Raw genomic sequence first — 25,078 nt, 5'->3', positions numbered from 1 at the left:
GCAAGGTCAGTCAGTCTCTGGCCGCTCAGCTCTCCGTCGAGTCTCGGATGGCAAGTTCGGCCGCTTCATTGAGTATGCGCACCACCTCCCCTGTAAGCCCCGCACTGGCGGCCAGTATGAACTGCACCACCTCCCGTTCGGTCAGCTCCGAGGCCTTGCGCAAGGGAAGCAATTTGCCGAAGGCGGCAAGAAAACGCCGGAACTCGTCGTTCTCACGCCAGCGTGGAACTTCGAACGCAGTGAAACGACTACTCATTTGTGCATCGGTTTGCAAGGCAATCGGCGCATCGTCCGTGCCGACCAACACAATGCTCAGGCGCAGATCGTTCGCGAGATACTTCAGCAGGTTGAGCGATGCGCGTTGTTCACGGTAGCTGCCTTCCAGCAGATGATGCACCTCGTCCACGACCAACATCCTCGGGGCGATCCGACGAAGCAGGTCACGCGCCAAACGCTCCAGCGTCGACAAGCCAGCACTTGTATTGTGAGGGGCGCCGAGTTCAAACAAGAGAGCGCTGTAGAACCGGTGCTGCTCGGGCGTCGCCGGCATCTGCATCGCCACGATCTTGCGGAGCTCAACCCCACGGACATCGTCGAATGTCGTAGGATGTTCGCGCTGGAACTTGCGAACGATGAAGCAAAGCCGGGGAGGTCGAACTGGGCGATGCACGTGATCACCTTCACCGTGATCCCGGCAATGGCTGCATCGCTTCTGATGATCGTCTGAGCCAGAACGCCCGACGACTCATCCGGGAGGGGCCACCGCGCCCCTTGGACTCAGCCCAGCAGCTCTTCCAGCGTCTTCCCGCGGGCGAGCAGTTCCTTGATCCAGCGCGGCCGTGGACCGCGACCAGTCCACGAGTTGCCAGCGCCATCCTGATACAGCACCGTCGACGGTTTGCGCTTTGAGGTCTTGGCGGCCTTCGCTGGCTTGCCCTTCGCAGGAGCAGCGGGTTTCGGGATCAGCTTGGCGGCCGCACCTGGCGCGGCGAGGAACGATTCGAGCGAAGCGCCGCCGGCGATCGCGTCGCGCAGCCAGCGCGGACGAGGACCACGCCCGGACCAGACCTGCCCATTGCCGTTGCTGTACTTGGCGCCCGCTGCAGCCTTGCCGAGAGATTTGGACTTGCTCGAAGCCGCTCCACGGACGGGAGCGCTGGCCAGACCGAGCTGGTCCGCGGTCAAGCCGTAGTGTTCGATCGCCACCTTGATGCGAGCGACCACGCCGCCCAGTTCCTTCTGACGAAGAACATCGGCCTCCTTCTGGAGCTTTTCGATCTTCTTCTGTAGCTGGGAATAGGTCTGAGTCATGAGTGAAATCCGGGCATTGAATTTGGGGGCGTAGCTTAATCCCAATTGCGTAGATCCCCAATTAGGTCATCCGAACTACTCGAAGTGACCTCAACGCCATGGTGGAATTGATCGACTCACGTCGTGGCCCGCTGCTTGCGCGAGCAGCCGCGCTGCGGATGCCGCCGCCATTTCGAGACGTTTCACGTCGCGCTCGTTCAGATGCTGGTGCGCCTGGGAACTGAAGCCGCAAAGAACGCCGTACAGAGTGCCGTCGGTGAAGCGTACCGGCACGCCAATGTGCGCTCCCATGGAATCGAAGATCGGGGGCAAACCATACTGCTCGCGAACTCTCGCCACGCTTTCAAGCACCTTCGGCATGCGCCCATCGACGATCCGCTTGCACACGGTTTCGTCAAGAAGATTCCATTCTCCAACCTTGATTGCCGCCTCCGGTTCTTTCGCAGCAACGTGTCTGAATACCCTCCTGCCCTTCACAAACTCTCCCAGGAACACGACTTCGAGATCAAGCTGCTCGCGCACGACCCTCAGTAGCCCTCCGATCGAACGTTCAACAAGAGAAATTGCACCCAATCGATCGGCGTCGGCCGTAACGGCAACGATGCTGTCAGGGAAGCCCGCCACCCTATCTAACTCTGCGTCCAAATATGTGTTCCTCCAGCAGGCCATAGTAGAGCGACGCCTCACGAGCTTCAGGTGAAAAGCACTCCAGAAGTCACGGAACCGCCATCGAAAGTTGTGATTTCGCCATCGTGGACGTGAAGGCAACTGGGATCTGCGGCCGCGACCGCGAGAAACGTCGCGCAAGCCCCACGCCTTTGAAGGCCTAACCGGGGCGTTTGGGAATTCCCATGAGAAGTTATGGGCTTCTGAGTAACAACGTGCCAGGCGCATCCCGGCAGCAGCCATGAGTATCTACGTCATCGACGACCATCCTTTAATCCGTGACGCCGTGTCCATGGTTCTTCCCCGCCTGCGGCCGGCGGCCAATATCGTCGAAGTGGACAGACTCTCTCGGCTCGACGCGAGCCGTCAGCAAGCATGGTCCTCCGACGCTGGTGTGCCTCGACCTGAACCTTCCCGACACCAATGGATGCTCAGGCGTGATCGAAGTGAAGCGCAACTACAGCGTGGCCCGCCTGGCCATCTACTCAGCCACTCCCGCCGAGGACATGGAGGCGGAGTGCCTTGCACAGGGGGCGGACGTGTACGTCGACAAAGCCACCTGTGCTTCCCAGCTTGCAGCGTCACTGCGCGCACTCCTGCCGCGCCAGGCGGTCGATTCAGGGGAAGCCGTTCAGTAGTTCGACCCGTTTCTGCAGCAAGCAGTGCGCTCCCTTCATTGGCCAGCACATCTGTTGACGCTTTGACAGCCGTCGTTGAACAGGTGGTTCATCACCGACTCGGTCGAGGCCGATGAGACGCGCCGACCGGTCAGCTATCTCAAGCGGTGGTCCTCGTCGAACCGACCGCTCCCTTTCCATGATTCCTCGACGAAAGCCTCTTCCCGCTTGGCCTTCACCGAAGGCAGTAGCACGCGAGCGCGCCGCGGGCGTTTTCGGGAGCGCCTCGGCGCCCGAGACCCCACCGGTGGACTTGAAAGCGCTGCACGCCAAGATCGGGGAGTTGGCGCTGGAGAACGATTCTTTGGAGGGTGCGCTCACCAAGGCAGGATTGCTGGGCGAAAAGCGATGATCGACCGTGATGCCGAACTGACGATCAAGCGTCAGGCCCTGTTGCGGGGCATCAGCCGGGGGTCGGTGTCCCATGCGGGGCAGCAGGATTCGTTGCGAGGACCTACCAACGTACCTTGATGCCGATCGACGCCTGCACCGACGACTTCACCGTCGCGTCGCCGCCGATGCTCCACAGATGCCCGACTTCCCCGTAGAGGCTCGTCGCTGGAGTCAGCGCCAAGGTCGCGCCCGCTGCCACTTCTCCGGCGCTGTAGCCGCCCCCGCTCGCAATGACGGTCGCCCCGGCCGGGCCGATGAAGGTGGCCGCATCATCACCGAAGCTGGCGTAGTAGAGATTCAGGCGCCCATAGGGCTGCAGCCTTCCGGCGCCCGTGGCGAGATCGCCCTTCAAGCGCACGCCCAACCGTCCAATCCAGCCGCCATCCGCGTCTTGGCGCACCCGCGCGCCACCGAGGAACAGGTCGTCGAAGCTGCTGTGCTGGTACGCCAGCTGTGCCTGCGGCTCGATGCTCCAGCGCTCGTTGAGTGAATAGGCCTTGCCTGCCTCCACCGAGGCCGTGAAGCTGCTGGCCTTGCCCGAGACCTTCGGGTTGATGTCCGGCTTGACGTCGTAGCGCTGGCTTGCCCCCTGCAGCACGCTATCCACGTACCAGCCGCTGTCATCCATCCAGGTCGCGTAGGCACCCAGGAACCTCGAACGCAGATCGTTGCTGCCCACCCGAGCAGTGAGCCCCCGCGCATTGCCCATGACGTCGGCGCTGCCGTCCAGATAGCCCACATAGACACCGGCGCGCCACTGCGGGTTGGTCCACAGGTCTGTGCCGGCCTGCAGACCGCTCACGTGACCGTCGCTGCGCGTCTGGGCGATGCCTGGCTGTTCGAGGCCCATGTCTGCATACACCACGCGTCCCCAGGCCCGGCGGGTGCTCGCGTCCGCGGGGGCGTCCGCTGCGACGCTGGTGCCAAGTGTCACCGGGGTCTCGTCGCCCATGCGACGATGCAGGTTGCTCAGCATCGCCAGGTCGGATTGCCGCAACTGGGCCGGCAAACTCGCCAGCAGCGGCACCTCGGCGCGATAGGTGGGCACTTGAACGGGCGGAACCGGCAGCGGCTGCTCGGGCTGCACCGACTGCGCCGGAGGCGTGGGTTGGATCGGCGGTATCGGCAGGATGGACGGCCCGGTCGAGCGCAGGTACCAGTTCTCCCCCGCTCCAAGCAGGTCGGCCGCATAGAGGCGGTACTCGAAGGCACCCGCGTCCACATGGCCACCGGCGAGGCTGAAGGCGCTCTTGGTCGTCTGCGCGGTGGTGGTCGCTCCATTGCGCCCGCCCACCACCTCGATGCCATTGCCCGTGGTGAGCGCGCCGAGGCCTGCGATGTTGGTGATCTGGATCGTCGTGCTTCCGCTCGCACTCGCCCCGGCTCCGTCGAGCACGAGCCTGTCGCTCACGCTGGCGCTACCGGCGAGGGCGGTGCCCAGCCTCAGGAGGCCGGCATTGCCCACATAGGCTCCACTGGTCGTGAGCGTGCTGCCCGCTGCGGCGCTGACCAGGCTGACCGTTCCAATGTTGGTCAGTGCCGCCACGCGCTGGTTGAGGCCACTGGTGTCCAGGGTAGCCCCTGTCGCTACCGTGTGGGCCGAGGCGGCGCTGAGTGTGTTGACCGCGCCAGCGCGCAAGGTGCCTGCGGCCACCGTGGTGGCACCCGTGTAGGTGTTGGCACCCGAGAGCACCAGCGTGCCGGTGCCGTTCTTGGTGAGCGCCCCACCGCCGGAGATGACACCCGAGAGCGTTTCAGTGAAGGCGCCGGTATCAACGATCGGATCATGGGTGCCGGTGAGCACCACGGCGTTGGCCAGGTTCAAGCCATTGGTCGCAAATCCCAGCGTGGTTCCTTCGTCCATGGCCAGGGGCCCGCTGCCCAGGGCGGTGTTGTGACCCACCGTGACCTGGCCGCCCTTGAGCGCCGTACCGCCGCCGTAGGAGTTGGCGCCCGTCAGCGTCAGCGTGGCGTTATTGAGCTTGGTGACGGTACCGGTCCCGCTGATCACGCCGCCGAAGGCGACGTCGTCCGAGCGGTTGAACGCCAGCGTGCCGTTGTTGGTCACGTTGCCGACGATCGCTCCCGTCGTCCCCGCGTTGCCCAGTTGGAGGGTACCCGCAGCGATGGTCGTGCCGCCGCCGTAGGTGCTGTCGCCGGTCAGCGTCAGCGTGTTGGCGCCGAGCTTGGTGACAGTGCCGATCCCGCTGATCACGCCGCCGAAGGTGACGTCGTTCGAGCGGCTGAACGCCAGCGTGCCGTTGTTGGTGACGCTGCCCACGATCGATCCCGTCGTCCCTGCATTGCCCAGCTGCAGCGTACCGCCACTGATGGTCGTGCCGCCACCGTAGGTATTGATGCCGCTCAGTACGGTAGTACCCGAGCCGATCTGAGAGACTGTGCCGCTGCCCGAGATCACCCCAGAAAAAACCGAAACATCTGACCGGTTGAAGGCGAGCGCAGCGTTGTTGGCCACGTCTCCAACGATGCTGCCGCTGGTGCCGCCGTCGCCCAATTTCAGAATGCCCCCCGAAATCGTGGTCCCGCCCGAGTAGCTGCCGTTCCCGCTCAGCACCGCCGTACCCGGGCCTGCTTGAACGAGCTGACCAGTGCCGCTGATCGCACCAGCCAGCGTCAGCGTGTTGGCGCGGTTGAGCACCAACGCGGCGTTGTCGACAATATCTCCGAGCAGGCTGCCCGTGGTACCGCCATTGCCGACCTGCAGGGTGCCGGCGATGATCGTCGTGCCGCCGGTATGGCTGTTGTCGCCTGTCAGCGTGAGGACCCCGACGCCCGTCTTGATCAAGCCGCCAGGCCCGGTTCCATCGCCCGCATTCGTCAGGGTCACGCCCGCCGGTGTCTCAAAGGTGCCAGCCCCATTGAATGCAACGGCGCGATTCATTGAAATCGAAGCCGTTGTCCGCAGCGTGCCGGAGTTGAACTCGAGGCCGCCGGCGGCGGCACCCAGATTGACATCCTGCGATATCGAGACCGTACCGCCGTAGACGAACGTGCCGCCGGCGTGGGCGTTGGTTCCAGCAAGGGTCAGAACGCCAGTTCCCCGCTTGACCAACGCGCCCGCGCCGTCGACCACGCCGCTGAGCGTGGTGTTGAACGCCTGCGTGTCGACGATGCCATTGGCGCTGGTTACGGTGACGCCGCGTGCCGTATCGAAGTTCGCGCCCCATTGCAGAGTACCGGCGTCAAGTGTGACATGACCACTTGCGTGGCCGAGGTTGTTGTCTGCGGCCGCGTTGACGGTACCGCCATGCACTGTGGTGCCGCCCGCAAAGCTGTTTGCACCGCGCAACACCAGTGCACCTGCGCCCGTATGGATGACGCCGCGGTCAGTTCCATCGCCAGCTGGATCGGCGTTCGCCGGGGTTGCGGGCAGGTTAAAGCCATCGCTGGCGATCACGTCGTTGATCGTCTGTGTCTGCCCGGCACCAGTAAGCACGTTCAATGCGGAGGTGCCGTGAAGATAGAAGCCGCTTCCCAGACCCAGGCCTATGCCGGCGGCACCCGGGCCAGCGCCTCCGCTGGCCGATCCACTCCTCACAAGGCCGTTACCTGCCAGTGTCACCGAGCCACCGTTTTCAACGAAGATGGCACCGCCAAAGCCGGCGCCGCCTCCGCCATCGAAGGAAAATCCAGTTTGGCCACCACCGAAGCCGGGAATGGCTGGGGCGCCGGTGCCCGCAGAGCCAGGCACACCAAAACCACCTCCGGCTCCACCGCCGAATCCGCCCGCACCGCCTGGCGTGTAAGCCCCCGAGCTGGCGACATTGCCGCCTCCGCCGCCGCCACCGCCAAAGCCGCCTGCTCCGCCGCGCGGGTTCGACCGATCCAGCGGAAATGAACCGGCACCTCCGCCGCCTCCGCCGCCGCCAAAGCCACCGGAGCCTCCCTTGGGCGGCGCACCACCCGATCCTCTCGCTCCACCGCCTCCTGAATACGGGCCGCCGTTGCCGGCGGCCGTGGTGGACGTCCCGGCGGCACCGCCAGCAGGGCCGGTGCCCGAATTGCCAAAATTCTGAGGTTGACCCATGCCGCCACCGCCCCCCCCATTGATCCCCCCATTGGTCGGGCCGCTGCCATTGCCCCCGTTCAGGCCACCGCCTCCTGATCCACCAAAGCTGCTGTTGTTGCCTCCTCCAGCCCCCCCGCGCGCGGTGTTGCTCTGGAAGTTGACGTCCTGCACGGTGAGCGCGACACCCTGTCCCACGTAGATGGCGCCGCCCGCTCCCATGCCGCCGCCGGCTCCATAACCGCCGCCCCCGCCAACGCCACCTTGCGCCCGGCCGTTGGCCAGTGTCACGTTCTGGATCGCAACACTGATCGGCGCCGCCGCGTTGTCCGGTCGGATGAAAAGGATCTCGCGTTGGTTGCTGCCGTTGATCTTCAGACCAGGAACGCTGCTGCCGTCGATCGTTGCTCCGACGCTCAGACGCGGCGTGCTGATCGTGGTTCCCGTCAAGGTCAACGTATTCGTGGCACTGGCGAACGCTGCTGTATCGAAGCTGATCGTTCGATTGCCCCCGAGATTGGCTTGGGCGATGGCCCAACTGAAACTTCCCAGCACCGCCGGGTTGCCGGCGTCGGTGGTTTGAGTCACGCAGATGCTCCCAGCGGCGCATGCGGCATATGCCGGCCTTGAGCTTTGAGCGGCCATGACCGCGCCGATGATGCCAAGCATCAAGGTCGACTTGCGCCTTCCGCGCGCCACCTCGGGCCCCGCTCCCTCGCGCTCGACGGATCGAACTTCACACGCTCTGCGACGTCGCATTCAAAGTCTCCTGCATTTAGAGCACTCTCGCAAATGCGTCGCGCTGGCTGGAATTCGATCTTGACCAATGCCGCATGAAAGTAGCCGAGCAGCCAGCGCGGAGTGCGGAGTGCGCCAGAAGCAAATGCGACAATGGGGAGATAGGGACGAGCTCGATTTCCCACTTCGACCCACCGTCAATCTGGGACCGAGCATATGGGCAAAAAGGCGTGCGAGTGCCTTCCCTAAAGGGCAGTAGACACTGTCCTGGAAAGCGATCATCCGACGTTGGAAGCGACGTTTTTCCGTCTCGCGAGACCTGCCTTCGATGTTTCTGACGGGCCCGTTTACAGGCAGCGCCATCACCCGGATCACCAGCAAAGAATCCCTTGACGATCTCCCGCTCGCTTTCGCTCACCGTCCCGGGGATGCCCTTCTGCCCGTTGGCCGCCGCGATGCTGTCGCCCAACACATTGCCAAACACATCGGTCTAGCCTTGGTCTTCAGGCTGGTTGTCGCAATGCGCACTTGTGCCCACCAAGCATCAACCTCGCAGCCGATTCGTTCTGAACCGCGAGTCGCATGGATTTGAGCTTGGCGTTCAGCACTCTGCTCATCTGAGCATCGCGATATCGGTTCCTGGAAAAAGTTGATCTGAGTCTGCTATTAGCCGACAGAGTCCAGCAAACGAATCGGCGTTCAACGACCGCACGTCTATCGGGCTCGATAGCAGCGTCAGGGTTAATTGAACTAATGTCGTTCGCATGTCTGTTGCTGCCTGCTCGCGCCCAACGTGTCGTTGTAAAAATTGCCGCCCGAAACTGCGGCGATGGTGAGTGCCTATGGGCGAGCATACGTGTCGAATCCCTCTAACACGGCTGCCCTCGTGCTCTCATTGCCCCTGAAGTACGAAGGAATGGTCGACAGCATGTCGTTGAACAATTCGACCTGCAGTACATGCCCCAAGGGCATGAACCTCGCAGGCATCTCACAGCTGCAGCCCAACGCAATCGCGAGACAATTGAACGAGAGGCCACGCAAGACGCTGGGCTTTCATACAAACGCTCCCGTTATCACCCCCTGTGGCCGAATGCCTCGGCAGATCAGCCTGGACGGAAAGCGCTTGCAGCAGGTGCTGCTGAATCTGCTGTCCATCCGAGCCCAGCCGCCCTTGCGATGGCAATGCACATCCTCAGGTCCGGCGGCAAGCGCGACGGCACGAACAGCAACGTCAGCATGGGCGCCGGAACCAGCTGAGACATAGCAGCGTTGCCGCCGGAATGGGATTCGACATTGCCCACGAACAAGCCGCATACATGCGCGCAGACCTGGCCGTTGTGCGCCAGTCTATGGAAAGACCACCACCTGCCGAATCGCCTTGCCCTCGTGCAGCAGGTCGAATCCCTCATTGATCTCGTCCAGGCGCAATCGACCGGTCAGCAGCCTGTCGACGGGCAGGCGGCCCTGCTTATAGAGCTCGATGTAGCGGGGAATGTCCCGCGAAGGGACGCAGGTTCCGATATAGCTGCCCTTGAGCGTGCGCTCTTCTGCCACCAGGCTGACAGCCGGCAACCCGAAGCTGGCGGTCGACGACGGCAGGCCGGCCGTCACCGTCATGCCGCCGCGGCGCGTCACGGCATAGGCCAAGTCGAGGGCGCGGATCGCGCCCGCGAACTCGAAGGCGTACTCGACACCTCCGTCCGTGATGGCGCGGATCTTCTCCCTGGCCTCCGGATCACCGGCATTGACCGTGTGGGTCGCGCCGAGCGCCCTGGCCTGCTCGAGCTTGTCCTCTGACAGGTCGACCGCCACGATGTGCCTCGCCCCCGCGGCCTGCGCGCCGATCAGCGCGGCGAGGCCCACGCCGCCCAGCCCGATCACTGCGACCGAGGCGCCGACCCGCACTTGCGCCGTGTTCACCACCGCGCCGACACCGGTCAGCACGGCGCAGCCGAACAGGGCCGCTTCGTCGAGCGGAACTGCCGGATCGATCTTGACGACGGAGCGGCGCGACACCGTGGCGTACTCGGCGAAGACCGAACACCCCAGGTGGTGATTCAGCGGCACGCCCTTCTCGCTCAGGCGCCGCTCGCCGGACAGCAGCGTGCCGGCACCATTGGCGGCGGCGCCCGGCTCGCACAGCGCGGGACGGCCTTCCGCACAGGGCGCGCAATGCCCGCAGCTCGGCACGAAGACGACCACCACGTGATCGCCCGGCTGCAGGTCGCGCACACCCGGGCCCACCGCTTCGACCACGCCGGACGCCTCGTGGCCCAACGCCATCGGCATCGGGCGCGGCCTGTCGCCGTTGATGACCGACAAGTCCGAATGGCACAGCCCGGCCGCGGCGATCTTCACCAGCACTTCGTCGGGCCCCGGCGGATCGAGTTCGACCGTGCGGATGGCCAGCGGCCGGCTCTTCGCGTACGGCGGCGCGGCCGCCATCCTGTCGAGCACTGCTGCCTTGATCTTCATGGCTGCTTTCCTTTCCGCGCGATCACAGCGCGATGCCGATCGACTTGACCTCTGTGTACTGCGCGATCGCCTCGTAGCCCATCTCACGGCCCCAGCCCGACTGCTTGAAGCCGCCGAAAGGCAGGCCGACGTCGACCACGTGGTGCGTGTTGATGCCGATCGTCCCGGCCTTCAGGCGCTTGGCGACACGGTGCGCCACGCTGACGTCGCGTGTGTAGAGGCTCGCCGCGAGGCCGTAGATCGAGTCGTTCGCCTGGCGCACCACGCTCTCGATGCCATCGTCGTCGAAGACCATCGCGCACAGCACCGGCCCGAAGATCTCTTCCCGCACGACACTCATGCCGGCGTTGGTGTTGGCCAGCACCGTCGGCTGCAGGAAGTAGCCCGCAGCGCCCACCCTGCCGCCGCCGGTCAGCAGCTCGGCGCCGGCCTCGCGGCCCTGGTCGATGTAGCTCGCCACGCGGTCGCGCTGCTCGGCCGAGATCAGCGGACCGATGCGCGTGGCCGGGTCGAGCCCGTGGCCGATGGTCAGTGCCGAAGCTTCGCGCACGATGCCTTCCATGACCTTGTCATAGACCTTGCGATGCACGTAGAGGCGAGAACCTGCCGTGCAGGTCTGGCCGTTGTTGTAGAAGATTGCGCTCGACGCTCCGGCGACCGCCTGGTCGATGTCCGCGTCGCCGAACACGATCACCGGCGACTTGCCACCGAGCTCCAGCGACACTTTCTTGAGGTTGCCGGCGGCTGCATGCAAGACCAGCCGCCCCACCTCCGTCGAGCCGGTGAAGGCGACTTTGTCGATGTCGGGGTGGGCGGCGATCGCGGCGCCCGCGGTTTCGCCGAAGCCGGTGACGACGTTGAAGACACCCGGCGGAAAGCCCGCCTCCTCCACCAGCTCGGCCAGCCGCAGGGCCGACAGCGGCGTCTGCTCGGCGGGTTTCAGGATGACCGTGCAGCCGGCTGCCAGCGCGGGTGCCACCTTCCACACCGCCATCATCAGCGGGAAGTTCCACGGCACGATCTGGCCGACGACGCCGACCGGCTCGCGCAGCGTGTAGGCATGGAACTCGGCCGGGTTCGACAGCGGGATGGTCTGGCCGAGGATCTTGTTCGACCAGCCGGCCATGTAGCGCAGCAGTTCGATGGAGAAAGCCACGTCCACCCCGCGCGCGTCCGTCACGGGCTTGCCGTTGTCCAGCGCCTCGAGCTGTGCGAGTTCGTCGGCATGGGCCTCCATCAAGTCCGCGAGACGCCACACGAGCTTGCCGCGCTCCGACGGGTTGAGCTTCGACCACGGGCCGTTGTCGAAAGCCTCGCGCGCCGCCGCGACGGCCAAGTCGACATCCTTCGCTTCACCGGCCGGCACCGTGCAGATCAAGGTGCCGAGCGCCGGGTCGAACACGTCGAGCGTATTGCCGTCGACCGGGTCGCGCCATTGCCCGCCGATGAAGAGCTTCTTCGGACGGGCGACGAATCTGCGCACATCGTCGCGCAGCAGGTTCCAGGGGTTGGTGATTGCGTTCATCGGGATCTCCTTGGGTAAGAACTGAATAAGTGAAGAGGCGCCGGCTTCAGGCCACGCCGACGCACACGTACTTGCGCTCCATGTAGTCGTCCATGCCGTACTTCGAACCTTCGCGGCCGGTGCCCGACTGCTTGACCCCGCCGAACGGCGCCTCGGCGGTCGAGATCAGGCCGGTGTTGATGCCGACCATGCCGGCCTCGAGCCGCTCGGCCACGCGCCAGGAGCGCTTCAGGTCGGCCGTGTAGAAATAAGAAGCCAGGCCGAACTCGCTGTCGTTGGCCAGGCGGACAACTTCGTCCTCGGTGTCGAAGGCGATCAGCGGCGCGAGCGGACCGAAGGTCTCTTCCTCGCTCACGCGCATCGCACGCGTGACGCCGGTCAGCACGGCCGGCGACAGAAAGTTGCCGCCCAGCCGCTGGCCGCCGGTGCGCAAGGTCGCGCCCTTGGCAGTCGCATCGGCGATGTGCGCCTCGACCTTGGACAGCGCGCGCTCGTCGATCAGCGGGCCGACCTGCACACCCGCCTCGAGTCCGTTGCCGATGCGCAGCTCGGCCACCCGGCGCGACAGCTTGTCGGCGAAGGCGTCGTACACGGCGCGTTGCACGAAGATGCGGTTGGCACAGACGCAGGTCTGGCCGTTGTTGCGGAACTTGGCGATCATTGCGCCGTCGACCGCGGCGTCGATGTCGGCATCGTCGAAGACGATGAAGGGTGCATTGCCGCCAAGCTCCAGCGAGAGTTTCTTGATGGTGTCGGCGCAGGCGCGCATCAGGCTGCGGCCGATCTCGGTCGATCCGGTGAAGCTGATCTTGCGCACCGTGGCGTTGGCGCACAGCTCGCCGGCAATCTCCGCCGCACCGCCGGTCACCACGTTGATGACGCCTGGCGGAATGCCGGCGCGCTCGGCGAGCACCGCCATGGCCAGCGCCGACAACGGTGTCTGCGATGCCGGCTTGACCACCATGGTGCAGCCGGCCGCCAGCGCCGGCCCGAGCTTGCGGGCCAGCATCGCATTGGGGAAGTTCCAGGGCGTGATGGCGGCGCACACACCCACCGGCTGCCGGAGCACCACGATGCGATGGCCGGGCTGCGTGGCCGGGATCACGTCGCCATAACTGCGCCGCGCCTCTTCGGCGAACCATTCGATGAAGCTGGCGCCGTAGGCAATCTCGCCCTTGGCTTCGGCCAGCGGCTTGCCCTGCTCGCTCGTCATGATCAGCGCGAGGTCGTCCTGCGCGGCCATCAGCAACTCGTACCAGCGGCGCAGCAGATCGGAGCGGCGCTTGACCGACAGCGCCGCCCACGCCGGGAAGGCGCGCGAGGCCGCCGCCACCGCGCGCGCCGTCTCGGCCGCGCCCATGCGCGGCACCTGGCCGACTTCGCCGCCGGTCGCGGGGTTGCGCACGGCCAGCGTCGCGCCGGAATCTGCAGCCTCCCATTCGCCGCCGATCAGGGCGCGATCGCGAAGCAGGGGCTGGTCTTTCAATGCAATCATGTTCAGTGTGTCCCGGGTCAGGTCAAGGCCGCGTGGGCGGCCGCGATGTGCGCGCGCATGAAGGCCAGTGCCTTGCGCGCGGTGTCGTCCGAATCGCTCCAGGGCTCGCGCCACAAAGCGATCAGGCCGGCGAGGTCAGGTCCCAGCACCGAGGGCGAGAAGGACTCGAACAGGATCGGCCCGTCGTAGCCGACGCGTGCCAGCGCGCCGAAGAAGGCCGCAAAGTCGAGATTGCCCTCCCCCAGCCTTCCGCGATGGCTGTCCGCGACATGCACATAGCCGAGCAGGTCCGCCACCTCAATGACGGCCGGCACCAGCCGCTCCTCCTCGATGCACATGTGGAACAGATCGGCGTGCACGAACATCGCGTCGGAGCCCACCTTGCGGATCAGGTCCGCGGCCTGTCCGACCGTGTTGATGAAGTTGCTCTCGTAGCGGTTGAGCGCTTCCAGGCCGAGGCGGATGCCCGCCGTCCCGGCCTGCCGCGCCAGCCGCCGATAGGCATCGACCGCACGCTCGCGAGCCAGCTCCGACGGCTGGACCGCGTAGCGATGCACCGCCGAAAACGACGGTCCGCCGAGCAGCGGCGAGCCCATGTCGCGCGCCACCGAGATCGCCTTGGACACCAGTGCTTCGCCACGCCGGGCGATCACCGGATCGGGGTTCGACAGGTCGGCGCTGAGCTTGCCGCACATCGTGGCCATCACGCCCAGCCCGTGCTGCTCGGCCAGGCGCGCGGTCATGCGGGTGTCGACCGTGTCGGGGTCGAAGATCAGCACTTCGACGAAGTCGTAGCCGATGTCGGCGGCCCGCTCGAACACGCGGCGGGCACTGGCTTCGTCCCACCGCGGTGTGTAGACGAACATGTGGATGCCGAGCTTGTTCATCGTGCGCTCCCCTGCAGCGCGACGACCGGCACCTTGGCGAAGCGGCCCGCGACCGCGGCGCTGATGCGGCCACGCCAGATGTCGACGCCCACGGCCAGCAGGATGATGCCGCCGATGGTGATGCTCTGCAGCGAGGTCGACACGGCGTTGAGGTTCAACCCGTTCTGCACCACGACGATGATCAGCACGCCGATCAGCGTGTTGAGCACATGGCCGCGCCCACCCGCCAGGCTGGCGCCTCCGACCACCGCGGCCGCAATGGCCTGCAGCTCGATCAGCGAGCCATAGTTGGGCGAACCCGAGTTGAGCCGCGCCGCGAGCAGCACCGCGCCGATGCCGGCGCAGGCGCCGGCGATCACGAAGGCCAGCATCCGCACGCGCGGCACGTCGACGCCCGACAGCCGGGCCGCAGATTCGTTGCCACCCACCGCATAGATCTCGCGGCCGAAGCGTGAGTGATTCAGCACCAACGTCGCGAGCCCGTAGAGCCCGACCATGTAGTAGAACGGCAGCGGCACGCCCAGCAGTTCGCCGTAGAACACCTGTCCGAGATCGGGCGACAGCGAGAACACCGGCGATCCGCCGCCCACCGTGAGCGCAATGCCCTTGAAGGCGCTGAGCCCGGCGAGCGTGACGATGAAGGCCGGAATGCGCACATAGGCCACCAGCACGCCGTTGATCAGGCCCAGCACGCCGCCGAGCGCGATGGCCGCCGGAATGGCCAGCCACAGGCTGGCGCCGTTGAACTTGATCAAGACGGCCAGCACCATCGTGAGCAAGGCGATCATCGAGCCCGGGCTCAGGTCGATGCCGCCCGTGAGAATGACCACGGTGGAGCCGATCGCGACGATCGACAGCACCGCCACCTGCAGCGCGATGTTGCGGAAGTTCTCCGCTGCCAGAAAGCTCGGCGTGGTCGCCGTGACCACGCCCATGATGAGCAGCAGCGCGGCCATGGGGCCCGCGAACTGGGCGAGGACGGAACGTTTCATGTCATCACTCCTTCAAGAATGGGAGACGCGGCGTGCGCCGAATGCCTCGCCTGGGTGGCGCTGACCAGGTCCGCGTGGTGGACCTCGGCGGCATCGCGCACCTCGGTCACGCGGCCGTGCTGCACGATGGCGATGCGGTCGCTCATCGCAATCAGTTCGTTGTGGTCGGAGCTGATCAGCACGATCGACTTGCCGGCTGCCGTCAGCCGGTTGATGAGCCGGTACACCGCGAGCTTGGCGCCCACGTCGATGCCCTGTGTCGGCTCGTCCAGGATCAGGATGCGAGCCTTGGCGAACAGCCAGCGCGCGATCAGCACCTTCTGCTGGTTGCCGCCCGAGATCTGGCCGACCAGCTTGTGCTGGGCGAGCGGCGTGATCTCGAGCTCGCGGATGTAGTCCGCTGTGACGCGGGCCTCTTCGGCATGGTCGAGTTGCGGGCCGCGCATCACGCCGCCGAGGTTCGCCATGGTGACGTTCGGCCCGGCAAAGAAGTTGAAGAACAGCCCGTCGAACTTGCGGTTCTCTGGCACCAGAGCGATGCCGGCGCGAATCGCGTCGGCCGGGCCGCGCAGGCGCAGCACACGGCCGTCGAGCCGGATCACGCCCGCCTGCAGCCGGTCGACCCCGAACAGCGCGCGGGCGATCTCGGTGCGGCCTGCGCCGATCACGCCGCCAAGGCCGAGCACCTCCCCGCGACAGAGCTCGAAGGACACGCCGCGCATGCGGTTGGCGGTGTGCAGTCCGTCGGCGCACAGCACCACGTCGCGGGTCGCATGGCGCTCCTTCGGATAGTGCTCGCCGACATCGGCACCTGTCATGCGCGCGACGATCTCGTGCACGTCGAGCCGCGTCTCGCCCGAGCGACTGGCCACCCGGCCGTCCTTCAGGATCGTGACCGCGTCGACCAGTTCGCAGACCTCGTCGAGCCGGTGCGAGATGTAGAGGATCGCCACGCCGCGGGTCTTCATGCGCCGCAGCAGCCGGTGCAGCACGGCGATCTCGTCCTGGCCGAGCGCGGTGGTCGGTTCGTCGAGGATCAGCAGCTCGGCATCCTGCGACAGGGCCTTGGCGATCTCCACCAGTTGCTGCTCGGCCACCGAGAGCTCGGCCACCCGCGCGCCCGGATCGATCGGTATGTCGAGCTGCCCGAGGATCTCGCGCGCGCCCTTTGCGACGGCCGGCCAGTCGACGCGCAGCCCCCGCCACTTCGACGGGTGGCGGCCAAGGAAGATGTTCTCGGCCACGCTGAGCTGCGGCACCAGAGAGAATTCCTGGAACACCGTCGCCACGCCGTGGGCACGCGCCTGCGTCGGGCCGGCCAGCCGCACCGCCTGGCCCCGGTACAGAATGGCGCCTTCGTCGGGCTGGATCACGCCCGACAGCAGCTTGATCAGCGTCGATTTCCCGCAGCCGTTCTCGCCCAGCAGCCCATGAATCTCTCCCGCATGCAGCTCGAGCGAGATCTGGTCGTTCGCCTTGACGCCGGGGAAGGACTTGCAGAGTCCCTGCAGCGCCCACAGCGGGTCGGTTCGGATCGCCATGGCCGGTTTTCCGTTCATCGCAGGCGCTCGGCTCAGTAGGCCTTGGAGGGCTTCGGGTACAGGTCGGCCGGTTGCTTGAGCACCGCCTGCACGTTGCCCTTGTGCACGATCTCCGTCGGCACGCCGACATAACCGCCGCCCGACTTCTTGTTGAGCAGGTCAACCGCGAACAGCGCGGCCATGCGGCCCATCTTGACCGGCGAGGTGTTGGTGGTGGCGGTGACGCCGCCACCATTGGCGATGTCCTCCAGCGCACCGGTATCGCCGTCGTAGCCATAGATCGAGATGTTGGTTCGCCCGAGGCTCTTGGCCGCCAGCGCCGCGCCAAGCGCCATGTAGTCGCTGGAGGCGTAGATCGCATTGATGCCGGGGTTGGCCTGCAGCATGTCCATGGCCGCGGTGTTGCCCTTCTCGACGCTCCAGCCGCCATTGATGCGCGTGGCCAGCTTCCAGTTGCTGTCCTTCAGGCCGTCGAGGAAGCCGCCGGCGCGCTCGGTGGCGATGTAGCTCGGCTCGCCGTCGAGCACGCCGACCGACTTCGGTGCGTCCTTGGCTTGCGTGCGCGCCCACTCGGCCAGCGCCTTGTTGGCATTGCGCTGGTTGACGCCGACCACGCCGTGCACCGGCGTCGGGAAGTTCGGGATGTCGGAATTGACGACCACCACCACCTTGCCGGCATCGACCGCCTTCTTGATCAGCGGCGCGAGCGAGTGCTCGTCAAAGCTGATGATCAGGATCGCGTCGACGTCCTTGCGCGAGGTCACGTCCTGCAGCATGCCCATCTGCCCGGCCTGGTCGGAGCCGGCGTACGGCGAAAGCATGAATGACTTGATGCCCGGCACCGACTTGATTCCCTCGTACAGTGCCACGTGGTAGTTGTACTCGGTGCCCATCGGCAGGTAGGCGATGGTCGGCGTGCCGCTCTTGTAGCTCAGCTTGTCGAGCGTGGCCTGGGCGCCCGGGCCGAGCGCCTTCGGCGCCGGATAGCTCGGCGCCTGCGCTGTGGCGTGCGCCATCAGCAGGGCGGTGGCCAGCGTCATGAGGGCCTTGCGGCCGGTCTGGTGCAGATTCATGCTTGTCTCCTTCGGGTTGTGATCGGGAACGCCGCGACGCGACTGCGGGCAGGCGCACTGCAGCGCAAGGGCGGTGAGCTAAGAGAAAAGTGGCGGCTAGAACACCGTTCGCACGATGCCGCCGTCCACGCGCATCGCCGAACCATTGATGGCGCTCGCGCGCGCGCTGCACACGAAAGCCACCGCGTCGGCGATCTCCTGGGGGTCGATCAGCCGCGCGATCAGCGAGGTCGACCGGTTCTCGCGCATGAAGCGGGCTTCAGCCTCTTCATAAGGCAGCGCGGGAAACAGCTCCTGCACGAAGGCGCGGACGCCTTCGGTGCGGGTCGAGCCCGGCAGCACCGCGTTGACGGTGACGCCGGTGCCCTTGGTCAGCTCTGCCAGCGTGCGCGAGATGGCCAGCTCCATGGTCTTGGTCGCGCTGTAGTGCGGCAGCTCGGGCGCCGGCGACACGCCGGATTCGCTCGAGATGAAGACGATGCGGCCCTTCTTGCGCTCCAGCATCCCGCGAATGTAGTGGCGCGAGAGCCGCACGCCGCTCAAGATGTTGATCTCGAAGAGGCGCAGCCAGGCCTCGTCGGTGACGTCGCAGAACGACATGGCCTCGTAGATGCCGAGGTTGTTCACGAGGATGTCGACCGAGGCCACCTGCGCGATCGTGGCCTCACAGCCCGCGGCCGTGCCGTTGTCGGCCACCAGGGCTTCGAGCCTGGCGCCGGGCACGCCGGAGGCGATGGCATCCATTGCAGTTTGCACGACAGCCCGGGTGCGGCCGTTGACGATCACATGCGCGCCCTCGCGGGCCAGCACGCGGGCGATCTCGCGCCCGATGCCGCCGCTGGATGCCGTGACCAGGGCGCGTTGGCCCTCGAGTTGCAGATCCATCTTCTTGTCTCCTTGTTGTTGACGACGGGCCGCTTGCTCAGCCGAGGTTCGGCGAGCGCTTCCAGTCGCGCAGCGCATAGACCGTGCCCGGGCGCTTCTGCTCGGGGTTGGGGTTCTCGATGCGACGGCGCAGGCTGTGGATCGGCGTCGCCTTGGCGTCGGTGCGCACCTCGATCACCGACGGGCCGGGATGGCCGAAGGCCTCGTCCAGCGCGGCTTCGATCTGGTCCGGGCGGTCGACCACGATGCCCTTGAGCCCGAGGCCCGCGGCGGCGGCTGCATAGTTGGGCTTGGCATGCTCTGACTGCAGGTCGACCGACAGGCGCGTGTTGTTGTAGAAGATCTGCTCCCACATCCTCAGCCATCCGAGCTCGCCGTTGTTGAAGACGATGTTGATGACCGGCATGTTGTAGCAAGCCTGCGTGGCCAGCTCGCCGATCGAGAACGAGAAGCCGCCATCGCCCGCGACGGTGATCACGCGCTGGCCGGGCTTGACCATGCTCGCGCCGAGCGATGCCGGCACCGCATAGCCGAGGCTGCCCTGTCCGCGCGCATAGAGGAAGCGGCGCGCGGCCCTGCGCGCCGGCAAGTACTGGCCGATCCAGCCCGACGCGAAACTGGCGTCGCTGATCACCACGTCGTCGACATCGAGTCGCGCAGCCAGCGACTTGAGCACGCGGCCCGGATGAATCGGAACGGCTTCGGATGCATGGTCGCCCGCGATGACGGCCGCCTGTTCGGCCTTGACCTCGTTGACGCGGCTGTCCCATGCATCGACCCGGTTCGCCTTCAGCAGCGGGTTCAGCTCGTCGAGCACTTCGCGGATGTCTCCGAACAGCGCCACCGTGGGGCGGAAGGTGCGGCCGTGCTCCTGCGGGTCGTCGTCGATGGTGATGGTGGCCTGCTGCGGTGTCGGCAGCGTCCAATTGCTGGCGGTGTTCTGGCTCGCCTTGCAGCCACACCAGATGATCAGGTCAGCCTCGGGCGCGAGGGCCAATGCAGCCTTCGAGCCCATCGGGTTGAGCACGCCCACCGAGCGTTCCGACACTTCCGAGATCACGCCCTTGCCCGACAGCGAGGTCGCGACATAGGCCGCGCTGCGGTCGGCCAGCGTCTGCAACTGGGCATAGGCGCCCGACATGTGGACGCCGCCGCCGGCGATGATCAGCGGACGGCGCGCCTTGGCGATCAGGGCTGCGGCGTCCGACAGGTGCTGCTTCAGGGCGCGGGCCCGGTGGGCGGGGGCGCGGATGTAGCGGTCGTCGGCGGCCGCGGGCACGGTGGCGGGGTCCCATTCGGCATCCATCACGTCGTGCGGCACGATGATGGCGACCGGGCCCGGGCGCGGCGAGGTCGCGACGCGGAACGCCGTGCGGATGATCTCCTGGAACGAACTCGCCGTCGGCACCATGAAGGTTTCCTTGGTGATCGACTTCAGGAAGCTCAGCTGGTCGAAGCCCTGCGAGGCCACGCCCTTGGCCTTCAGCGGCAGCCAGTCGCGCGGCAGCTCGCCGACGATCGCGATCAGCGGGATCGAGGCGTTCAGCGCCTCGACCAGGCCGTCGGTCAGCTTGGTGGCGCCGGGGCCGACCGTGACGTCGCAGACGCCGGGCTTGCCGGTCAGGCGCGCATAGGCATCGGCCGCATAGACGCCGTTGCGCTCGTCGCGCACCAGCACGTGCTTGATCCGGTCCTGGCGCTGGGCGATGCCCTCGTAGAGGCCCGAGGTCTGGCCGCCGGGCATGCCGAAGACCACTTCGACGCCGTACTCGATCAACATTTCAGTCAGCATGTCTCCGCAATGGGCCATGTTCTTTCTCCTAGGGGGGTGTTCAAAAAAAAGTGAAGGGGAGCGCGGGTTCAGACCAGGTACTTCCAGTCCTTCCTGGCTTTCTCGTAGGGCTTGGGCCAGGCGATCTCGGCGCCCAGCACCCGCGCCGCATGCAGCGGGTAGTACGGGTCGCGCAGGAACTGGCGGCCGACGGCAACCACGTCGGCGCGGCCGTTCTTGAGCACTTCCTCGGCCAGCAGCGGGTGGTCGAGCATGCCGACCGCGGCGCTCGGCACGCCGGCCTCGCGGCGGATCGCTTCGGCGAACGGCACCTGGTAGCCGGGGAAGGCATCGAAGCGGATCCCGCTGGTCGGCGCCATCGCGCCCGAGCTCGCGATGACCAGGTCGACGTAGTCGCGCAGGCCGGCCACGCGGGCCACCACCTCGGCCTGCTGCGCACCGCCCTCGTCGCGCTCGATGGTCGAGACCTTCATGAAGATCGGCTTGTGGCGCGGCCAGGCTTCGCGCAGCGCCTGCAGCACCTCGCGCAGGAAGCGCAGCTTGTCGCTGCCGTAAGCATCGTCGCGCCGGTTGCTCAGCGGCGAGGTGAACTGGTTGATCAGGTAGCCGTGCGCCGCATGCAGCTCGATGTAGTCGAAGCCGGCTTCATGGGCGCGCCGGGCCGCCTGGGCATAGCAGTCGACAAGCTCGCGGACCTCGGCGTGCGTCAGCTCGCGGGGCGCCGGCCACTTGTCGGCGAAGGCGACCGGCGACGGCGCCACCAACCCCTGGTCGAAGAATTCGCCCTTGCGGCCCGCGTGGCCGAGCTGCACGCCGACCCTAGCGCCGTGCTGCTGGCAGCTGCGTGCGATGCCGCGCAGGCCGGGCACGTGTTCGTCCTTCCAGATGCCCAGGCAGCCGGGCGTGATACGCCCGAGCGGATGCACCGCCGTCATCTCCAGGGAGATGAGCCCGGCCTGGCCGACCGCACGGCTCGCATAGTGGGTCAGGTGCCAGTCGTTCGCAAAGCCGTCGTCGGCGATGTACTGGCACATGGCGGACATCATGAGCCGGTTGCGGGCCTGCACGTCGCGGAATTCGATGGGAGTGAAAAGCATGTCGATGCTCCTCAGCGCACGTAGCCGCCGACCACGCCGCCGTCGACCGTCAGGGCAGCGCCATTGATCACAGCGCTGTCGTCGCAGCACAGGAACAGCACCGCCTTGGCCACCTCTTCGGGCGTGATGCTGACCTTGAGCGCGTTGCGCTGGCGATAGAAATCCTCGAGCTGGTCGGGCGCCACGCCATGGCGCTTGGCCGCGTTGATGCGCTGCTCGGGCGTGAAGATGCCAGTGCCTCGGATCACGCCGTCGGGCAGCACCATGTTCACGCGGATGCCGAAGGGCCCGCCCTCTTCCGCGAGGCAGCGGCCGAGGTGCAGCTGGGCCGCCTTGGCCGCGCTGTAGGCAGCGGCCTTGGGCGTGGCGGCCACCGCCGACTTGCTGGTCACGAAGACCAGCTGGCCGCCGATGCCGCGCCGCTTCCATTCGCGAAAGGCCTGCTGGCTGACCAGGAAGGAGCCGCCGGCGTGGGTCTCGAGCATCAGCCGCCACTGCTCGACGCTGGTGTCCTCGATGGCCGCACCGAAGTGCGAGCCGGCATTGCTCACCACGATGTCGAAGCCGCCGAAGCGCTGGCGCACCTGCTCGAAGGCGGCGCTCACGCTATCCGGGATGCTGACATCGGCCTGCACCGCGAGCGAGCGGTCGGCGCCGCCGATGGCTTGGAGCAGCGCGATTGTTTCGTCGAGCCGCTCTGCGCCGCGCGCCAGGATCGCGACCGAGGCACCCTCCTGCGCCAGGCGCAGTGCGGTGGCACGGCCGATGCCATAGGACCCCCCGGTGACCACGGCCACGCGGCCGGCGAGCTTTCCCTCAGACATGTGCGTCTCCTGTTGTCGGGTTCATCGGTGGGCGAATCTTATGCATCGAATTACTTTCCGTCAAATGTTTTATGGAAGGAATTTACTTCTATCAACAAGGCGAGCGAAGGCGTCGGTCGGCTGTGCGCGAAGAAATCAGTGCCCGGCGGTGCCGCCCGCGCGGGCCAGCTTGTCGAACACGCTCTGGTTGCTCGCGAGCATGTCGAGGTAGGCCTCGGCCATGTCGTCGTAGAGCGGCTTCAACGCGGCATTGGGTTCGATCGGATCGCCCTTGGTGCGGTTCATCTGCTGCGATGCGGCGGCCAGGTCGCTGTAGAGGCCCACGGCCTTGCCGGCCACGAGCGCGGCACCCAGCGTGCCGAATTCCTCGCGGTCGAGCGTGCGGTACGGCAGCCCGAGGATGTCGGCCTTCACCTGCTTGAACACCTGGCTGCGCGCCCCGCCGCCGATGCCGATCACGTGGCTCGCATGGAAGCCCGGCACCAGCGCCTCGACGCTCTTGAGGTAGGCCCGGTATTCATAGCCGATGCCTTCGAGGATGGCGCGGTAGAGATGCTTGCGCTTGTGCGCCCAGTTCAGGCCGATGAACGCGCCTCGCATGGTCGTGTTGTTGGGGCACACGCGCCCGCCCAGGTGCGGCAGGAACAAAAGGCGGTCGGCGCCCGGCGGCGCCTTCTCGGCCATGCGGCCCAGTCGCTGGTAGACGCTCTCGTCGTCGAGCTCGCAGATCGCCTTCTCGAGTTGGGAGAACTCGTCGCGGAACCAGCGCAGGTTGAGCCCGCCGCCGTTGACGTAGGCCATCGCGAAGTACAGCCCGGGGATCACGTGCGGGCACGAAAACAGCATGCCGTCGCCCTCGTCCGCCACGTAGCGGTCGACCACGATCGACAGGCAGGCGGCTGTGCCCGCCACGTCGAACACCATGCCGGGCTGCACGATGCCGGCGCCCAGCACGTTGGCCGTGGCGTCGCCGCAGCCGGCAGCGATCGGCGTGCCTTCGCGCAGGCCGGTCAGCGCGGCCGCGCGGCTGTCGACGCGCCCGACGATGTCGGTCGGGTCGACGATGCGCGGCAGCTTGCTGTCGTCCAGGCCGAACTCGCTCAGCAGGTCCTTGTTCCAGCGGCTGCGCGCGGTGTCGGCGAAGTTGCTGAATGGCAGGTAGGTGCGGTCGATGTAGGCATCGCCGCCGCGCAGCCCCGCCATGCGGCCAGCCACGTAGGCCGAGGGCACGACGAACTTGCTGATGCGGCGATAGATGTCGGGATGCTCGTTCTTCCAGTAGAGCATCTTGGCGCCGTGCGAGAACGACGGCGGCCCACCCGCCGAGCGGATGATCTCGCCGCGGCATCGCTTGAGCTGCTCGATGTAGGGCGCACAGCGCGTGTCGAGCCAGGAGTCGTAGACCGTGGGCGCGTCACCCTCGACGTCGACCGTGCCGACGCCGGCCATCTGGCCGTCGCAGGCGATGCCCGCGATGTCGCGCGGATTCACACCCGAGCGCGTGATGCATGCCTTGATGGTGTTCACCGCCGCGCCGTAGATGTCGTCGGGCAGTTGCTCCACGGCGCCGGGCGCCGGGTAGAGCAGCTTCGACTCCTCGAACGCATCGGCCACCAAATGGCCGCTCTCGTCGTAAAGCGCGGTCTTGGTGCCCATGGTGCCGATATCGACCCCGATCAGATAAGCCATGTCTTCGTCTCCGTTTTCTTGTGTCGCCTCAAGCCGCCAGGCCCTGCCTGCGCCGGCGCAGCGCGGTCAGCCCGTCGAGCACCACCACCAGCGTCAGGATGGCGCCCAGCGCCACGCCCTGCCATTGCGGCGCGACCTCGACCAGGTTGAAGCCATTCTTCAACAACGCCATGAAAAGCGCACCCAGCGCCGCGCACAGCACCGAGCCGCGCCCGCCCGCCAGCACCGCTCCGCCGATCAGGCAGGCGATGATCACCTCCATCTCGGCGCCGATGCCCAGGTAGCGATTGGCCATGCCGACGCGCGCCGTGGCCAGCAGGCCGGCCAGCGCCGCCAGGCCGCCGGTCAGTACGAACACACTGAAGGTCGCGCCGCGCACCGGCAGGCCGAGCAGCCGCGCCGAGGCCGGATTGCCGCCGATCAGATAGAGCTGCCGCAGCCGTGGCCAGCGCGCCAGCCCCCAGTCGGCGGTCAGCACCAGCGCCAGCCCGACCCAGACCACCGCATAGAGCCCCAGCAACTTGGCATTGCCGAGGGCCACGAAATCGGCCGGCATCGAGGTGAATCCCGCCACACCGAGGCCGCGCACCAGCCACTCGATCACGCCGCGCACGATGGCCAGCATCGCCAGCGTCGCGATCAGCGGATTGATGCCCAGCACCGCCACCAGGAAGCCGTTGAGCGCCCCCACCAGCAGGCCGCAGCCCAGCGCGAGCAGGCAGGCGGTGAACACGCCGAGCCCGGCGTTCATGGCGATCGCCGCGACGATGCCGGCGAGCCCCATCACAGCGCCGATCGACAGGTCGAAGTTGCCCACGACGAAGAGCAGCGTCATGCCGACCACGAGGATCAGCAGCGGACCGACGATGGTCTGCAACGAATCAAGGTTGTTGATGTCGCCGAAGGCGTCGCTGCCAAGCAGCAGCGCGGCCAGCGCCAGCACCACGAGGCCGGCCGGAATGCGCAGTGAACGAAGAATGAAATTGACCAT

General features: G+C 66.5%; 18 protein-coding genes and 3 pseudogenes. 3 read left to right on the top strand and 18 right to left on the bottom strand.

Annotated features, from left to right (window positions below; all coding sequences use genetic code 11):
* Window positions 1-25 precede the first annotated feature (25 nt).
* From AB4Z46_RS15905 to AB4Z46_RS15895, 3 genes are all read right to left on the bottom strand, one after another.
* Window positions 26-670 carry a TniB family NTP-binding protein gene (locus tag AB4Z46_RS15905; RefSeq protein WP_442284473.1) on the bottom strand — a complete coding sequence of 215 codons (645 nt, stop codon included), beginning with the start codon at window positions 668-670 and terminating at the stop codon, window positions 26-28.
* A gap of 107 nt (window positions 671-777) precedes the next feature.
* The gene (locus AB4Z46_RS15900; protein ID WP_442284472.1) at window positions 778-1,311 is read right to left on the bottom strand and encodes an H-NS family nucleoid-associated regulatory protein; all 534 of its coding nucleotides are present in this window, start codon (window positions 1,309-1,311) and stop codon (window positions 778-780) included.
* A 90-nt stretch (window positions 1,312-1,401) separates the two neighbouring features.
* Window positions 1,402-1,956 (bottom strand): GAF domain-containing protein, encoded by a 555-nt coding sequence (locus AB4Z46_RS15895; protein ID WP_442284471.1) that lies wholly within the window; start codon window positions 1,954-1,956, stop codon window positions 1,402-1,404.
* Between the two features lie 299 nt (window positions 1,957-2,255).
* Between AB4Z46_RS15895 and AB4Z46_RS15890 the strand changes: the two genes are divergently transcribed.
* Window positions 2,256-2,615 (top strand): response regulator, encoded by a 360-nt coding sequence (locus AB4Z46_RS15890; protein ID WP_442284470.1) that lies wholly within the window; start codon window positions 2,256-2,258, stop codon window positions 2,613-2,615.
* Here the strand turns inward: AB4Z46_RS15890 and AB4Z46_RS15885 are convergent.
* Window positions 2,604-2,743: pseudogene (locus tag AB4Z46_RS15885) on the bottom strand (ISKra4 family transposase); the annotation flags it as partial. The gene AB4Z46_RS15890 and the pseudogene AB4Z46_RS15885 sit on opposite strands and share 12 nt — an antisense overlap.
* Window positions 2,744-2,856: 113 nt before the next feature.
* On the opposite strand from AB4Z46_RS15885, the pseudogene AB4Z46_RS15880 reads away from it, so the two are divergent.
* Window positions 2,857-3,074: pseudogene (locus AB4Z46_RS15880) on the top strand (IS3 family transposase); the annotation flags it as partial.
* 34 nt (window positions 3,075-3,108) lie between these two features.
* On the opposite strand, the gene AB4Z46_RS15875 reads toward AB4Z46_RS15880, so the two are convergent.
* On the bottom strand, window positions 3,109-7,662 hold the full coding sequence (locus AB4Z46_RS15875; RefSeq protein WP_442284469.1) for an autotransporter outer membrane beta-barrel domain-containing protein: 4,554 nt from the start codon (window positions 7,660-7,662) through the stop codon (window positions 3,109-3,111).
* A 1,111-nt stretch (window positions 7,663-8,773) separates the two neighbouring features.
* Here AB4Z46_RS15875 and AB4Z46_RS15870 point away from each other — a divergent pair.
* Window positions 8,774-8,878 (top strand): annotated as a pseudogene (locus AB4Z46_RS15870) (IS30 family transposase); the annotation flags it as partial.
* 281 nt (window positions 8,879-9,159) lie between these two features.
* Here AB4Z46_RS15870 and AB4Z46_RS15865 read toward each other — a convergent pair.
* From AB4Z46_RS15865 to AB4Z46_RS15805, 13 genes are all read right to left on the bottom strand, one after another.
* Window positions 9,160-10,287, bottom strand: coding sequence for a zinc-dependent alcohol dehydrogenase family protein (locus AB4Z46_RS15865; RefSeq protein WP_442284468.1), 1,128 nt, complete (start codon window positions 10,285-10,287; stop codon window positions 9,160-9,162).
* A 22-nt stretch (window positions 10,288-10,309) separates the two neighbouring features.
* Complete coding sequence (locus AB4Z46_RS15860; protein WP_442284467.1) at window positions 10,310-11,812, bottom strand: aldehyde dehydrogenase family protein; 1,503 nt, start codon at window positions 11,810-11,812, stop codon at window positions 10,310-10,312.
* A gap of 46 nt (window positions 11,813-11,858) precedes the next feature.
* Window positions 11,859-13,307: an NAD-dependent succinate-semialdehyde dehydrogenase gene (locus AB4Z46_RS15855; protein ID WP_442284466.1), complete on the bottom strand. Its 1,449-nt coding sequence runs from the start codon at window positions 13,305-13,307 to the stop codon at window positions 11,859-11,861.
* A 17-nt stretch (window positions 13,308-13,324) separates the two neighbouring features.
* Window positions 13,325-14,194, bottom strand: coding sequence for a sugar phosphate isomerase/epimerase family protein (locus tag AB4Z46_RS15850; protein WP_442284465.1), 870 nt, complete (start codon window positions 14,192-14,194; stop codon window positions 13,325-13,327).
* Entirely contained in the window at window positions 14,191-15,186 is a 996-nt protein-coding gene (locus tag AB4Z46_RS15845; RefSeq protein ID WP_442284464.1) for an ABC transporter permease, read from the bottom strand. Before AB4Z46_RS15845 ends, AB4Z46_RS15850 begins: the two co-directional genes overlap by 4 nt.
* Window positions 15,183-16,727: a sugar ABC transporter ATP-binding protein gene (locus AB4Z46_RS15840; protein ID WP_442284463.1), complete on the bottom strand. Its 1,545-nt coding sequence runs from the start codon at window positions 16,725-16,727 to the stop codon at window positions 15,183-15,185. Before AB4Z46_RS15840 ends, AB4Z46_RS15845 begins: the two co-directional genes overlap by 4 nt.
* Before the next feature lie 32 nt (window positions 16,728-16,759).
* The gene (locus AB4Z46_RS15835) at window positions 16,760-17,800 is read right to left on the bottom strand and encodes a sugar ABC transporter substrate-binding protein (RefSeq protein ID WP_442284462.1); all 1,041 of its coding nucleotides are present in this window, start codon (window positions 17,798-17,800) and stop codon (window positions 16,760-16,762) included.
* A gap of 96 nt (window positions 17,801-17,896) precedes the next feature.
* Window positions 17,897-18,685 (bottom strand): SDR family NAD(P)-dependent oxidoreductase, encoded by a 789-nt coding sequence (locus AB4Z46_RS15830; protein ID WP_442284461.1) that lies wholly within the window; start codon window positions 18,683-18,685, stop codon window positions 17,897-17,899.
* Between the two features lie 37 nt (window positions 18,686-18,722).
* Window positions 18,723-20,495, bottom strand: coding sequence for a thiamine pyrophosphate-binding protein (locus AB4Z46_RS15825; RefSeq protein ID WP_442284460.1), 1,773 nt, complete (start codon window positions 20,493-20,495; stop codon window positions 18,723-18,725).
* Window positions 20,496-20,545: 50 nt separating this feature from the next.
* A complete protein-coding gene (locus AB4Z46_RS15820) occupies window positions 20,546-21,574 on the bottom strand; it encodes an NADH:flavin oxidoreductase/NADH oxidase (protein WP_442284459.1) in 1,029 nt (342 codons plus the stop codon).
* Between the two features lie 11 nt (window positions 21,575-21,585).
* Window positions 21,586-22,398 carry an SDR family oxidoreductase gene (locus AB4Z46_RS15815; RefSeq protein WP_442284458.1) on the bottom strand — a complete coding sequence of 271 codons (813 nt, stop codon included), beginning with the start codon at window positions 22,396-22,398 and terminating at the stop codon, window positions 21,586-21,588.
* A 135-nt stretch (window positions 22,399-22,533) separates the two neighbouring features.
* Window positions 22,534-24,087, bottom strand: a complete 1,554-nt coding sequence (locus AB4Z46_RS15810; RefSeq protein ID WP_442284457.1) for an FGGY-family carbohydrate kinase — start codon at window positions 24,085-24,087, stop codon at window positions 22,534-22,536.
* A 28-nt stretch (window positions 24,088-24,115) separates the two neighbouring features.
* On the bottom strand, window positions 24,116-25,078 hold the full coding sequence (locus AB4Z46_RS15805; protein ID WP_442284456.1) for an ABC transporter permease: 963 nt from the start codon (window positions 25,076-25,078) through the stop codon (window positions 24,116-24,118).

It is taken from the genome of Variovorax sp. M-6, assembly GCF_052114385.1.
Taxonomy (GTDB): domain Bacteria; phylum Pseudomonadota; class Gammaproteobacteria; order Burkholderiales; family Burkholderiaceae_C; genus Variovorax.
The sequence above is the reverse complement of the archived record's forward strand: the minus strand, read 5'-3'. Positions and strand labels throughout refer to the sequence as shown.